13 protein-coding genes are annotated in these 12,511 nt (G+C 53.9%); 8 read left to right on the forward strand and 5 right to left on the reverse strand.

The annotated features are described in order from the left end of the window. Positions 1-200: 200 nt before the first annotated feature. Both ABLV07_RS12055 and ABLV07_RS12060 read left to right on the forward strand, forming a co-directional pair. Positions 201-1,799 carry an ABC transporter substrate-binding protein gene (locus tag ABLV07_RS12055; protein WP_015705554.1) on the forward strand — a complete coding sequence of 533 codons (1,599 nt, stop codon included), beginning with the start codon at positions 201-203 and terminating at the stop codon, positions 1,797-1,799. Between the two features lie 17 nt (positions 1,800-1,816). Further along, positions 1,817-2,050 (forward strand): YdcY family protein, encoded by a 234-nt coding sequence (locus tag ABLV07_RS12060; RefSeq protein WP_045361019.1) that lies wholly within the window; start codon positions 1,817-1,819, stop codon positions 2,048-2,050. A gap of 8 nt (positions 2,051-2,058) precedes the next feature. Here the strand turns inward: ABLV07_RS12060 and ABLV07_RS12065 are convergent, their stop codons facing one another. Beyond that, positions 2,059-2,508 (reverse strand): DMT family transporter, encoded by a 450-nt coding sequence (locus tag ABLV07_RS12065; protein WP_032714594.1) that lies wholly within the window; start codon positions 2,506-2,508, stop codon positions 2,059-2,061. Then, positions 2,505-3,023 (reverse strand): GNAT family N-acetyltransferase, encoded by a 519-nt coding sequence (locus ABLV07_RS12070; protein ID WP_045361017.1) that lies wholly within the window; start codon positions 3,021-3,023, stop codon positions 2,505-2,507. The genes ABLV07_RS12065 and ABLV07_RS12070 overlap by 4 nt, the downstream gene beginning before the upstream one ends. Before the next feature lie 159 nt (positions 3,024-3,182). Between ABLV07_RS12070 and ABLV07_RS12075 the strand changes: the two genes are divergently transcribed. From ABLV07_RS12075 to ABLV07_RS12085, 3 genes are all read left to right on the forward strand, one after another. Beyond that, on the forward strand, positions 3,183-3,758 hold the full coding sequence (locus ABLV07_RS12075; protein WP_015366420.1) for an XRE family transcriptional regulator: 576 nt from the start codon (positions 3,183-3,185) through the stop codon (positions 3,756-3,758). 65 nt (positions 3,759-3,823) lie between these two features. Continuing rightward, on the forward strand, positions 3,824-4,861 hold the full coding sequence (locus ABLV07_RS12080; RefSeq protein ID WP_045361015.1) for an NADP-dependent oxidoreductase: 1,038 nt from the start codon (positions 3,824-3,826) through the stop codon (positions 4,859-4,861). Positions 4,862-5,011: 150 nt separating this feature from the next. Next, positions 5,012-5,305 carry a DUF406 domain-containing protein gene (locus ABLV07_RS12085; RefSeq protein WP_015705548.1) on the forward strand — a complete coding sequence of 98 codons (294 nt, stop codon included), beginning with the start codon at positions 5,012-5,014 and terminating at the stop codon, positions 5,303-5,305. Positions 5,306-5,377: 72 nt separating this feature from the next. On the opposite strand, the gene pqqU is transcribed toward ABLV07_RS12085, so the two are convergent. Continuing rightward, entirely contained in the window at positions 5,378-7,489 is a 2,112-nt protein-coding gene (gene pqqU, locus ABLV07_RS12090; RefSeq protein ID WP_047053632.1) for a TonB-dependent receptor PqqU, read from the reverse strand. Positions 7,490-7,753: 264 nt separating this feature from the next. Here pqqU and ABLV07_RS12095 point away from each other — a divergent pair, with 264 nt between their 5' ends. Both ABLV07_RS12095 and ABLV07_RS12100 read left to right on the forward strand, forming a co-directional pair. Continuing rightward, entirely contained in the window at positions 7,754-8,815 is a 1,062-nt protein-coding gene (locus ABLV07_RS12095; protein WP_032708160.1) for a YncE family protein, read from the forward strand. Positions 8,816-8,955: 140 nt separating this feature from the next. Next, a complete protein-coding gene (locus tag ABLV07_RS12100) occupies positions 8,956-9,177 on the forward strand; it encodes a YgdI/YgdR family lipoprotein (protein ID WP_015366425.1) in 222 nt (73 codons plus the stop codon). Between the two features lie 51 nt (positions 9,178-9,228). Here the strand turns inward: ABLV07_RS12100 and ansP are convergent, their stop codons facing one another. Both ansP and ABLV07_RS12110 read right to left on the reverse strand, forming a co-directional pair. Then, entirely contained in the window at positions 9,229-10,686 is a 1,458-nt protein-coding gene (gene ansP / locus ABLV07_RS12105) for an L-asparagine permease (RefSeq protein WP_015366426.1), read from the reverse strand. Positions 10,687-10,873: 187 nt separating this feature from the next. Beyond that, entirely contained in the window at positions 10,874-11,761 is an 888-nt protein-coding gene (locus ABLV07_RS12110; RefSeq protein ID WP_015366427.1) for a LysR family transcriptional regulator, read from the reverse strand. A 138-nt stretch (positions 11,762-11,899) separates the two neighbouring features. Between ABLV07_RS12110 and ABLV07_RS12115 the strand changes: the two genes are divergently transcribed. Then, positions 11,900-12,460, forward strand: coding sequence for an adenylate kinase (locus ABLV07_RS12115; RefSeq protein ID WP_046883809.1), 561 nt, complete (start codon positions 11,900-11,902; stop codon positions 12,458-12,460). The last annotated feature ends 51 nt before the right edge of the window (positions 12,461-12,511 follow it).

Consider the following 12,511-nt stretch of genomic DNA (forward strand, 5'->3'; position numbering starts at 1 on the left):
GCACGCGAATGGATTTTAGTCGGAAAAAGGCATTTTGTCGTACCGGTGCGCGAGTCACTGGCTTTCGTTATGAGAAGTGCCGCAAACAGCGCTAACCTTATGAGTTAAAGTGTGAATCTAATAGCGATTCATTATTTGCTGGTTGTATTAGGCTGTGCTGTTATTAGTGGGCATATAACAAATTTATAAGGTTTATAACCATGTCTACAGGGAAATCACTACTTGCACTGGCACTAAGCGCACTGCTGCCAGCCGGCGCCGCGTTGGCTGCGGCCAACGACACGCTGGTCTACTGTTCGGAAGCCTCGCCGGAATCCTTTAACCCGCAAATCGCCAGCTCCGGTCCTTCATTCGTTGCCAGCTCACAGGTGCTCTATAACCGCCTGATAACCTTTGATCCGCTTAAAAACACACCGATTCCGTCGCTGGCGACCGAATGGAAAGTGTCCCCGGATGGTAAAACCTGGACCTTTACGCTGCGTAAGGGCGTGCAGTTCAACAGCAATAAGTACTTTAAGCCGACCCGCGATTTCAATGCAGATGATGTGCTGTTCTCGGTGCTGCGCCAGCAGGATCCGCAGCATCCTTATCACAACGTGTCGCAGGGCAATTATGAATATTTCCACGACGTTGGTCTTGATAAGCTGATTAAAGAAGTGAAGAAGATCGATGATTACCACGTTCAGTTTGTGCTGAGCGAGCCCAATGCGGCGTTTCTCGCCGATTGGGGGATGGACTTCGCTTCGATTCTTTCTGCTGAATATGCCGATGCGATGTTGAAAAAAGGGACGCCGGAATACGTCGATAGCTGGCCTATTGGTACCGGCCCCTATGCGCTGCAGCAGTACAAAGTGGATTCACAAATCCGCTATATCGCCAATCCGCATTATTGGGAAGGTGAGGTGCCGACTAAACATCTGATCTTCTCCATCACGCCGAACGTTGAGACTCGTCTGGCTAAGCTGCAGACCAACGAATGCCAGATCATTCCCGCGCCATCGCCGGTACAGTTCCCGGTGATTAAAGGGAATAAAGATCTGGCGTTACACGCGGTGGAGGCGTTGAACGTGGGGTATCTGGCGTTTAATACGCAAAAGAAACCGTTTGATAACGTGCTGGTACGTCAGGCGCTGAACTACGCCACCGACAAGCAGGCGATTGTGAAAGCGGTCTTCCTGGATTCCGGCAACGTGGCGAAATCGCCGATCCCGGCCAATATGCTCGGTTACAAAAAGGATCTGCCGGATTACGACTACAATCCGCAGAAAGCGAAAGCGTTACTTAAGCAGGCCGGGTTGGAGAAGGGCGCAGAAGTGACCCTGTGGTCGATGCCGGTACAGCGCCCGTATAACCCGAACTCGAAGCGTGTCGCTGAAATGATTCAGAACGACTGGAGCAAAGTCGGCATTAAAGCGAAAATCGTCAGCTATGAGTGGGGCGAATACCTTTCCGGTATGCGCAAGGGCGAGCATGATAGCGCGCTGTTTGGCTGGATGTCCGATAACGGCGATCCGGACAACTTCGCTGGTACGCTGCTCAGCTGTGATAATATCAAAACCGGCTCCAACGTAGCGCGCTGGTGCGATAAGTCCTATGACGCGCTGGTGAAAAAAGCGCTTCTGGTGAGCGATCCGCAGGCCCGCGACAAACTCTACCAACAGGCTCAGGAAATTTTCTATCAGCAGGCGCCGTGGATCACGCTGGCTACGGGTAAAACTTTCTACGCCACCCGCAGCAACGTCAGCGGCTATAGCGTGAGTCTGATGGGAAGCGATTTTTCCAAAGCTAAGCTTAATTGATCGAAAAGGAGAACAGGATGGCACATCTGGACGATGTCATTGCCAGGGTCGATGAGACCATTGCCGGGGGCGTGATTGCCTCTATGAACGAGCTACTGATCGCGTTAAGCGATGATGCTGAGCTGGGCCGTGAAGAGCGTTATACCCAGCAGCAGCGCCTGCGGACAGCGATAGCCCATCACGGGCGGCAACATCATGAAGATCAGGAAGCACGCCGCGAGCAGTTAACCAAAGGCGGCGAGATCCTTTAAGGATGACGTCAGAACTGGCGCCTGGCCACCAGCCAGGCGCCCACCACCAACATCACCGCCCCGCATACTGGCCCGATTAACGCCCGAATCGGCACGCCCTGGGCGCGAATCAAATCAATAACCAATCCGCCAACCAATTGGCTGGCCACCAATACCGCAATGGTTGTCGCCGCGCCCACGTTTTGATAGCCGCTGATGCTGGCGAAGACGAAAAACGAACCCAGCAGGCCGGGAATCAGGGTCCACCATTTGACGTTGAGTGCCAGTTCCTGAAAGCCGGCCGCGCCGTGGCGCAGGAGTAAGATAGTGACAAAAAGCACGATCCCCACCAGCGAATTCAGCAACATGGCGATAAGAATCGTCGAGGCGGATTGGGTAATGCGGACCATCAGGGTGTTTTGCAATACCAGACCGACGCCCGCCGCTATCAGGCAGGCAAGGGTGAGCGACTGATTCATGCCTCGCCGTCCGGATCCTGACGATCGTCGAGCTGTAGCTGCATAAAGGTCAGATCCAGCCAGCGACCGAATTTAGTTCCCACCTGCGGCATCTGCCCAGTGGTGATAAAACCCAGGGTTTCATGCAGATGTAACGAAGCATGGTTGCGGGATTCAATTCCGGCCACCATCACATGTTTGCGCAGACGCCGCGCCTCAGCGATAAGCGCGACTAACAACTTACGGCCAATCCCCTTGCCCTGATGGTCGGGATGAACATATACCGAATGTTCAACGGTATGGCGGAAACCGTCAAAAGCACGCCAGTCGCCGAACGAGGAGTACCCGGTAATGATGCCGTTTTCTTCACTCACCAGCACTGGATAGCCGGCAATCTGCCGGGCCTCAAACCAGGCAATACGGTTATCGATATCGACGGTTTTGTCATTCCAGATGGCAGCGGTATGCAGTACGGCGTGATTATAGATTTCGGCGATCGCCGCGCAATCGTCTTTACTGGCATGGCGGATGGACATAGCAAGCCTCAAAGTCTGTACACTATAGTGGTACGGTATTATTACAATAATGAACGGCAGGCTGTCATCAGTTTTACGATAAATTTTACGTGGAACGGCGCAGTATCGGGGATAGCGGACAGTTGTGTAATACGGTAGTGCGCACTATATTGTTACATCATGAATACTATAGAAGACAATCTCAACCAGCGCATTAGCGCACGCATTCGTATCGAACGCGAGTCCCGCGGCTGGTCGCTGAGCGATCTGGCTGAACGCGCAGGGGCCTCGCGGGCAATGGTGCATAAAATTGAACGTGGCGAAAGTAGCCCCACCGCGGCGATGCTGGGCCGTCTCTCCGGCGCGTTTGGCATCAGTATGTCGACGTTAATTGCGCGTGCAGAGATGCAGGAGGGCAAGCTTTTGCGCTTTGCCAACCAGCCAGTGTGGCGCGATCCACAAAGCCACTATTTGCGCCGTCACGTCTCGCCGCGTAGCGATCTGCCGATCGATCTGGTGCAAATAGAGCTGCCGGCCGGCAGCGATGTTCCGATGCCTGCTTCTTCGTATGCGCTGGCGCGACAGCTCATCTGGCTACAGCAGGGTGAGTTAGTTTTTGTAGAAGGGAACACTCGCCATCAGATGCAGGCGGGGGATTGTCTGGAACTGGGGCCGCCCAACGATTGCCGGTTTATTAATGAGTCCAGCGAGACTTGCGTCTATCTGGTGGTGCGCCTGAACCAATCCGGCTCATAATGTTAAAGCGTGTTAAGCATAAAACGGCTAGCCTCAGTACAGGCCGTTAACAAGAGGAGTTTGCTATGACCGCTAATCCACAACGCCATCACCGCTGGGTATTGGCTTCACGCCCGCACGGTGAACCTACCGCCGAAAATTTCAGACTGGAAGAGGGTGACCTCCCGACGCCGGGGGCGAATCAGATCCTGCTGCGGACTATTTATTTGTCGCTCGACCCTTATATGCGTGGACGGATGAGCGATGCGCCTTCTTATTCGCCGCCGGTGGACATTGGCGCGGTGATGGTCGGGGGGACGGTAAGCCGCGTGGTGAGCACTAATCACCCTGATTTTAAACCCGATGAGTGGGTGCTTGGCTATAGCGGCTGGCAGGATTATGCGCTTTCCGATGGTAGCGATCTGGTTAAGCTCGGCGACAATCCTGAGCACCCTTCGTGGGCGCTGGGGGTGTTAGGCATGCCGGGATTTACCGCTTATATGGGGCTGCTGGATATCGGCCAGCCGAAAGCGGGAGAAACGCTGGTGGTGGCGGCAGCAACCGGGCCGGTGGGGGCCACCGTCGGGCAGATCGGCAAACTTAAGGGTTGCCGTACCGTCGGCATTGCCGGCGGCGTCGAGAAGTGTCGTTATGCGGTAGAGACGTTAGGCTTCGATGTTTGTCTTGATCACCGCGCTGCGGATTTCAGCCAGCAGCTGGCGCAGGCCTGCCCACAGGGCATCGATGTCTACTATGAAAACGTCGGCGGTAAAGTCTTTGATGCGGTCCTGCCGTTGTTGAATACCGCTGCGCGGGTTCCCGTGTGCGGACTGGTTAGCGGCTATAACGCCACCGCGCTGCCGGATGGCCCGGATCGGCTGCCGCTGCTGATGGCGACGATCCTTAAAAAACGTATTCGTATGCAGGGCTTTATCATTGGCCAGGATTACGGACATCGCATCGCGGAGTTCCAGCAGCAAATGGGGCGCTGGGTGCAAGAAGGTAAAATCAAATATCGCGAGCAGCAGGTTGATGGCCTGGCGCAGGCGCCGCAGGCGCTGATTGGCCTGCTGAAGGGAGAAAACTTCGGCAAAGTGGTGATTAACGTCGCAGCGGAGGAGTAACGTTACCGCCTTATCTAACGCCCCCGAAGATGCGTGCGGGGGCGGTTTCGTCGCCTCTAAGCAAAAAAATGACTAATCCATACTTTTATTAATGGTTTGCTTTTCCGTGAGCGGCTTTTTATCCTTAAGGAAACTTAAGAGGTTAATGCGATGAAAGATGTAGTTGATAAATGCAGTACCAAAGGCTGCGCCATTGATGTTGGCACCATTATCGATAACGAAGACTGCGTTTACCGGGTCGAGAAACTTTTCCCTACCCGTGAAGAAGCGGAGTCTGCGGTAGCGGCCATTCGCGAACGCGCCGTTGCTGCCGCCAGCGAAACGCCGAGCGTGGATTACACGATTGAGCCGGTGGGTAATGAGGCGAAACTGGACGCGGCGGTGAATTTCTCCTGCCAGGCGGAAAAAATTATTTTCGAATTGTCCTTAAGAAGCGCGTTCTAACAGAATGTGGCGGAATAAAAAGGGATCCCAATTGGGATCCCTTTTTTTATCATTACTCATTGGGTGGCGTCATCATTCGAAACGCCAGGCGAGATTCATACCGATGCCGAAGTTACGGCCCGGCGCCGGTTCGTAATAACGACCATTGGATTCATTAACAATCACCGAGCCAACGTAGGTGCGATCGAACAGGTTATCGACGCGGCCGAACAGATCCATATCCATTTTCCCGTAGCTCCACTTATAGCCGGTGGTCAGGCCAACCACGGTCCACGATGGCGCTTTGGCTGTGTTGGTGTCGTTGGCCATAATGTCGCCCATATAACGGATATCGCTACCCGCGTACCAGCCCTGTTCCGGTTGGTAGCCGAAAGAGGCATAGCCCATATTGCGGGCAATACCCGGAATACGATTGCCGTTGCAGTCTGATGAATCGCAGACGTTTGTGCGATAGGTCGCATCGAGCCAGGTCCATGCTGCTTTTAATTTCCAGCTGTCGCCAAACTGCTGGTCGAGACCGAGTTCCACTCCCTGGCGACGGGTTTTACCGGCGTTTTTATAGCTGGTGCGGCCGCCGCTGCTGGAGTCGACCACAATCTCATTGTCAGTATCGGTCTGGAACAGCGCGGCGGTGAACAGTCCGTTGCCTATCCGCGTTTTGCTGCCGATTTCCACGGTTTCATTTGTGGAGGGTTTAAGATCGAAGTTTAATCCGCTCTGATTGCCGGAACGATACGAGAGTTCATTGATCGTCGGCGTTTCAAAACCGCGTCCGGCGGAAAGATAGATATTCCAGGCATCCGTGACGGCATACTTCAATGAACCAGCTGGTAGCCATTTGTGGTAGCTGGCATCGCCGCTATCATCGCTGTTACCCGGAGTGACGTAATAGTCGTTAGAGTCAAACCAAACGGAGCTGTAGCGGACGCCAGCATCGAATGTGAGCTTGTCCGTCAGCTGCCACTGAGTCTGCAGGTAGGGATCCAGGTTCCACATCAGATTACGTTCATTACGGCGCAGGTTGCCCTGTTCGCCGTATTGCGGCGCGCCGTTCACCAGAACGTAGTTTTCATAACCTTTACGCCGTTCGCTCATGTTTTCGTAATCAAGACCGGTGGTAAAGGTCACCGGCACCAGTAATTCGCCGCGGTGGGTCCAGCGGGTGTCGATCCCCTGGTAATGGCGAGTTAAATCGATGACGCCTCCGGAGTGTGAGGGCTTCAGCTGCGGCGCCATCGGGATTGACTGATACTGGGTAGTTTCGCGCTCGCCGGCATACATCATCACGCTGAGATCGTCCTGCTGGCTAAGCTGGCGCTCATAGCGTAAACCGGCCTGGGTCTGTTTCACCGTTTTACGCGTGTTGTATTGATCGCCGCGCGGCGACTGCTGAGGATTATTACGCCATTCATCATATGTCAATCCGCCCGGGTCGTTTGCTTTGATATCCACGCTATTGAACAGCAGCGTTAATTTACTGACGTCGTTTATACGCACGCCTAATTTGGCGTTGGCGAGATTTTTACGCGCCCCGCTATGGTCGCGTGAACCGTGGGTAGTAAAACGGTTGGTCGACACCGTGTAGTCGACATCACCTGCCTGGGTGCCGTCGCCGACGGCGCCGGTGGCCTTCAGTCCGTAATGCCAGGTGCCGAAGCTGCCGTAGTAGCTGCTGGCCTCGATGGTCGGCGGCTGGCTGCCAGTTTGGGTATTGACGTTAATGACGCCGCCGGAAGAGTTGCCATAGAGCGCGGAAAAAGGTCCGCGTAACACCTCGAGGCTATCGATACTGCCGATATCGATATTCGACGTCTGGCCCTGGCCATCGGGCATGGTGGCCGGGATACCGTCAACGTATAGCCGCAGGCCGCGGACGCCGTAGGTGGAGCGGGAACCAAAACCGCGAATCGACAACTGCAAATCCTGAGCATAGTTTTGCCGGTTTTGTACCTGCAAACCGGGTACCGCGCCGAGCGATTCCGAGAGGTTAATTCGCGGGGCGGCCTGACGCATATCATCGCCGTTCACTACGCTGACGGCGGCAGGGGTATCCAGTTCGGAAATCGCGGTAGGCGTCGCCGTAACGACCATGGTTTGTTCGTCGTTCTTGCTGGCGTGCACGTTGGCGACGAGAGGGAGTAATAAAGCGGGGAGCGCGACCGTGCGCATGGCAATAATCTTCATCAAAGCGACTCACAAAGAGAAACGTACCAAATGGAACATATGTATATATGTTACACCGTTTGTAAATTCTTTGAAAAGAATTAACTAACCGGTCGTTAACTAATAGCAAGTAAAGGTGATTCTTTTCATCAAAAAAGCCAATTAACGCTCCACATTACGATAAATAATGATTACTATTCTCATTTACAAAAGGAGTGAAGTTAACCTTCACGCTGTGGAAGCCATCTCTAACCAGTAATTAATTGTTCTATAAAGGGAATCGTTATGTCATTACGTCAGTTATCCGCGCCGCGTCTGCGTCGTTCTCTGTTATTAACGTCGTTACTGTTGGCAGGCAGCTTCAGCGCCCACGCCGCCGAGGAGCTCTTGCGTAAAGCGGTCGGTAAAGGCGCGTACGAAATGGCGTATAGCCAGCAGGAAAATGCGCTGTGGGTTGCTACCTCGCAAAGCCGCTCGCTGGATAAAGGCGGTATCGTCTATCGTCTGGATCCGACTACGCTCGACATCACCCAGGTTATTCATAACGACCTGAAACCGTTCGGCGCCACCATCAATAACACCACCCAGACGTTGTGGTTTGGCAACACCGTTGATAGCAGCGTGACCGCAATAGATGCCAAAACCAGCGCGGTGAAAGGGCGACTGGTGCTCGATGACCGTAAACGTAGTGATACCGTGCGCCCGCTGCAGCCGCGTGAGCTGGTAGTGAATGAGAAAACCAATACCGTATATATCTCCGGTCTGGGTAAAGAGAGCGTCATTTGGGTGGTGGATGGCGACAAGCTGACGCTGAAAGATACCATTACCAATACCGGCGCGATGGCCACCGGACTGGCAATCGATGCTGACGCTAAACGTCTTTACACCACCAATGCCGATGGCGAACTACTGACTATCGATACCGATAGCAATAAGATCCTCTCGCGCAAGAAGCTGCAGGATGATGGTAAGGAGCATTTCTACCTGAACCTGAGCCTGGATACAGCCGGTCACCGTGCTTTCATTACCGACAGCAAGCAGCCGGAAGTGCTGGTGGTGGATATTCGTGACGGTAAAGTGCTGCAAAAAATCGCCGCGCCGGAATCCCTGGCGGTACTGTTTAACCCAGCACGCAACGAAGTCTACGTCACCCATCGCAAAGCGGGTGAAGTCAGCGTGATTGATGCTAAGACTTATAAGGTCGTTAAAACCTTTAAAACGCCGACCTTCCCGAATAGCCTGGCGCTGTCCGCCGATGGAAAAACGCTGTTTGTTAGCGTGAAACAGGAGTCAACTCGTCAGAAAGAGGCCACCGCGCCGGACGACGTTATCCGCATTGCTCTGTAATCTCTCAAGGAGGGGGAGTCCCCTCCTTACTCCGGGTCTCATCCTCTGTTACAAACCGCTATTAGCCTGATTACTATAAAGGTTATACACTTACTTTTTCCCGCGCGCGGCGGGAGAGTGGTAATCATTCTGGAGAAATTATGAAAAAGCCATATATGGTGATCTGTGCGGCGGCAATGCTGGCGCTTCTGGCTGGCTGCAGCTCTAATTACGTCATGACGACAAAAAGCGGGCAAACTATCGTGACCCACGGTAAACCGCAGTTAGATAAAGAAACCGGCATGACCAGCTATATCGATGAGTCTGGCAACAAACGCGAAATCAACAGCAGCGACGTTGCTCAACTGGTGGAAGATAATTAATTTTGCGGTGACGGTTTGCCCGCTGAGGGGCAAACCGTTATGGAGAGGCGCTTAGCGTTTTTCAACGCCCGGCGCCGTGCTGTGAACATCAGCCACGCGTTTACGTACGCCGAACCAGCCAGCGATCAGCAGCACCGCCAGCAGCGGAATGGAACCGATGGTATAGGTGCCGTTCGGGTAGTCAAAAGCCATCAACACCAGAACGCTCAGCAAGAACAACAGCGTTAGCCATGAAGTAAATGGCGCGCCCGGCATTTTAAAGCTTACATCCGCCGCTTTTCCTTCCTTGATAGCCTTACGCAGACGCATCTGGCAGATCACGATAAAGCCCCATGAGGCGATAATCCCCAATGATGCGACGTTAAGTACGATCTCAAATACCTGCGACGGTACCAGATAGTTGAGGAAGACCCCCACCACGTAGACCGCCAGCGTCGCGAGGATCCCGGCGTAAGGGACGTGATGACGGCTCATCTTTGACATAAACTTCGGCGCTGAGCCACCCATCGACATCGAACGCAGAATTCGCCCGGTGCAGTACAGGCCTGAGTTCAGGCTGGAGAGGGCGGCAGTTAACACGACGATGTTCATCACGCTGCCGATGTACGGTACGCCGAGCTTCGAGAAGAAGGTGACAAACGGGCTTTGCCCTGCCTGATAGGCGTTCCACGGCAGCAGCAGCACCAACAGCACCACGGAACCGACGTAGAACAAGCCGATACGCCAGATCACGCTGTTAATCGCTTTCGGTACCATGGTTTCCGGGTCTTTACATTCGCCTGCCGCGGTACCCACCAACTCGATGGAAGCGAAGGCGAAGACGACGCCCTGAACCAGTACCAGAGCCGGTAACAGACCGTGCGGGAAGAAACCGCCGTTGTCGGTAATCAGATGGAAGCCGGTGGCATTGCCATCCAGCGGTTTGCCGGTACCGAGGAAAATCGTGCCGACAACCAGGAACGCGACGATAGCCAGTACTTTCACCAACGCGAACCAGAACTCCATCTCAGCGAACCATTTCACGCCGATCATATTCATGGTGCCGACGATCGCCAGCGCGCCAAGGGCGAAGACCCACTGCGGAACATCGCCGAAAGCGCCCCAATAGTGCATATACAAGGCGACGGCGGTGATATCAACGATACCGGTCATTGCCCAGTTGACGAAATACATCCAGCCGGCAACGTAGGCGGCTTTTTCACCGAGAAATTCGCGAGCGTAAGAGACGAAACTACCGCTGGAGGGGCGATGGAGAACCAGTTCGCCGAGGGCGCGAAGGATGAAGAAGGAGAAGATACCGCAAACCAGATAAACCAGCGCCAGCGCCGGGCCTGCCATTTGTAAACGCGCCCCGGCGCCGAGAAACAGACCGGTCCCGATGGCGCCGCCAATGGCGATCATCTGTACCTGACGGTTGCCCATTGCTTTGTGGTAACCCGATTCGTGCGAGTTGAGCCAGTGGCGTTTCGCGGCATGATGTTCCGCCGCGTCAGTGTGTTTGTTATTCATTGATGTACCCATTTTCCTGTCAATGTCCATGAGTGGTTGTCGTATCGCGCAGCGGCGATACATCGTGCTGGCTTTCTCACTATTCTGTCGTAGAGATAAATCATGCACGGCGCTGCATCCTACACGTAACGTGATAGTGACGCACGTAAAACATTTCACAACAGCACTTACTTAAATATCAATGAGTTCAATGACGCAACGCGTCGACGAGTAGCGCAAACGCAGCGGTATGCTGACGACGGCTGGGATAATACAGATGATAACCAGGGAAGGTGGGTGTCCAGGCATCGAGTACCCGTACTAAACGACCGGCAACCAGCGCCTCCTCGACGCAATCATCCGGCACATAGGCCAGGCCGAGACCAGATTCAGCGGCATCAATGCGTTGCGGTAAGCTATTCAGCGTCAGTTGACCCTCTACATAAACCTGAAAGCCCTTACCATCATCGGTGAATTCCCAGGCGTAAATCCCGCCGCGGGTTGGTAGCCGCATATTAATACAGCGGTGCTGATCCAGTTGATAAGGCGTCTGCGGGGTGCCGTAGCGTTGTAGATAGTCGGGCGAGCCCACGACGACCATGCGCATGTCTGGGGCGATGCGTACCGCAATCATATCCTTTGCCACCTGATCGCCGAGACGAACGCCGGCGTCAAAACGGCCATCGACGATATCGGCCAGGCCGTTATCGACGGTAATTTCGATATTGATATCCGGATAACGCAACATAAATGGCTTTAATGCCGGCCACAACACAGCGCTGACGGCGTGTTCACCGGCGTTAAGGCGAATATTACCCGCCGGAAGGGCGCGGCTATCCCTCAAGGCGCCGAGCTCGCGTTCAATTTCCGTGAGATGCGGACGTAAATTCTGGAACAATTTTTCACCCGCTTCGGTGGGGGCGACGCTGCGGGTGGTACGGGTCAGCAGACGAACATCAAGCCGGGCTTCGAGGTTGCGCATCGCATGGCTCAGCGCAGATTGCGATACCCCAAGTTGGGCAGCGGCGCGGGTGAAACTGCGTTCGCGGGCGACTACCATAAACGACAGGAGATCGTTGAAGTTATCCTTTAACATGCTGTTACCGTATTTAATTTAGCGAATTCATGGCAGGAAATTGAGTCTAAACGCGGTAGACGGCTTTCGCCACAAGGATCTACGCAGCTGAAGAGAGTATATGCTGACTATCGGGAGAAAAAGGGGCTTGAAATAATCATGAAAATCAATGTGGTAGGCACTAGCGGCGTAGGGAAGTCGACACTTGCGCAACGCCTGGCGGCAGCGCTTTCTTTGCCCTACATCGAACTGGATAGGCTCTATTGGCGGCCAGAGTGGGAGGGGGCGCCGGATGAAGAGTTTTTCGCCAGCATCGCGCAGGCAACGGCCTCTGCTGGCTGGGTTCTTGATGGCAACTATAATCGCAGTCGCGCAGTCAAATGGCGTGATATTGATCTGGTGGTATGGGTAGATTATAGCTTTGTTCGCACACTATATCAGGCCATTCGCCGTGCGCTGAGTCGCGCCTGGCACCAGCAGGAGCTATGGCCGGGTACCGGTAATAGCGAAACCTTTCGTCGCACCTTCTGCAATCGTGATTCGATAATTTTGTGGACCATGAAAACGTGGCGCTCTAATCGTCAGCGCTATTTAGCGGATATGCATTCTGCGCAGTATGGTCATATCCGTTTCGTCCGTTTACGTAATCAGCGACAAACAGAGCGCTTTATTGCTGAAATTGTCCATCAGCAGGCAATGGCTGGCAGGGTGCATATCTAATTTCCGGCAGAGTACATGTGAATAAATTGTTTCTCAGTACGCGCTGCAGAT

Source organism: Klebsiella sp. CN_Kp097 (assembly GCF_040064495.1).
Taxonomy (GTDB): Bacteria; Pseudomonadota; Gammaproteobacteria; order Enterobacterales; family Enterobacteriaceae; genus Klebsiella; species Klebsiella aerogenes.

What these genes read in the sequence shown, in the direction of transcription:
- ABLV07_RS12055 (WP_015705554.1), top strand. Translation starts at nt 201, where the DNA reads ATGTCTACAGGGAAATCACTACTTGCACTGGCACTAAGCGCACTGCTG.
- ABLV07_RS12060 (WP_045361019.1), top strand. Translation starts at nt 1,817, where the DNA reads ATGGCACATCTGGACGATGTCATTGCCAGGGTCGATGAGACCATTGCC.
- ABLV07_RS12065 (WP_032714594.1), bottom strand. Translation starts at nt 2,508, where the DNA reads ATGAATCAGTCGCTCACCCTTGCCTGCCTGATAGCGGCGGGCGTCGGT.
- ABLV07_RS12070 (WP_045361017.1), bottom strand. Translation starts at nt 3,023, where the DNA reads ATGTCCATCCGCCATGCCAGTAAAGACGATTGCGCGGCGATCGCCGAA.
- ABLV07_RS12075 (WP_015366420.1), top strand. Translation starts at nt 3,183, where the DNA reads ATGAATACTATAGAAGACAATCTCAACCAGCGCATTAGCGCACGCATT.
- ABLV07_RS12080 (WP_045361015.1), top strand. Translation starts at nt 3,824, where the DNA reads ATGACCGCTAATCCACAACGCCATCACCGCTGGGTATTGGCTTCACGC.
- ABLV07_RS12085 (WP_015705548.1), top strand. Translation starts at nt 5,012, where the DNA reads ATGAAAGATGTAGTTGATAAATGCAGTACCAAAGGCTGCGCCATTGAT.
- pqqU (WP_047053632.1), bottom strand. Translation starts at nt 7,489, where the DNA reads ATGAAGATTATTGCCATGCGCACGGTCGCGCTCCCCGCTTTATTACTC.
- ABLV07_RS12095 (WP_032708160.1), top strand. Translation starts at nt 7,754, where the DNA reads ATGTCATTACGTCAGTTATCCGCGCCGCGTCTGCGTCGTTCTCTGTTA.
- ABLV07_RS12100 (WP_015366425.1), top strand. Translation starts at nt 8,956, where the DNA reads ATGAAAAAGCCATATATGGTGATCTGTGCGGCGGCAATGCTGGCGCTT.
- ansP (WP_015366426.1), bottom strand. Translation starts at nt 10,686, where the DNA reads ATGAATAACAAACACACTGACGCGGCGGAACATCATGCCGCGAAACGC.
- ABLV07_RS12110 (WP_015366427.1), bottom strand. Translation starts at nt 11,761, where the DNA reads ATGTTAAAGGATAACTTCAACGATCTCCTGTCGTTTATGGTAGTCGCC.
- ABLV07_RS12115 (WP_046883809.1), top strand. Translation starts at nt 11,900, where the DNA reads ATGAAAATCAATGTGGTAGGCACTAGCGGCGTAGGGAAGTCGACACTT.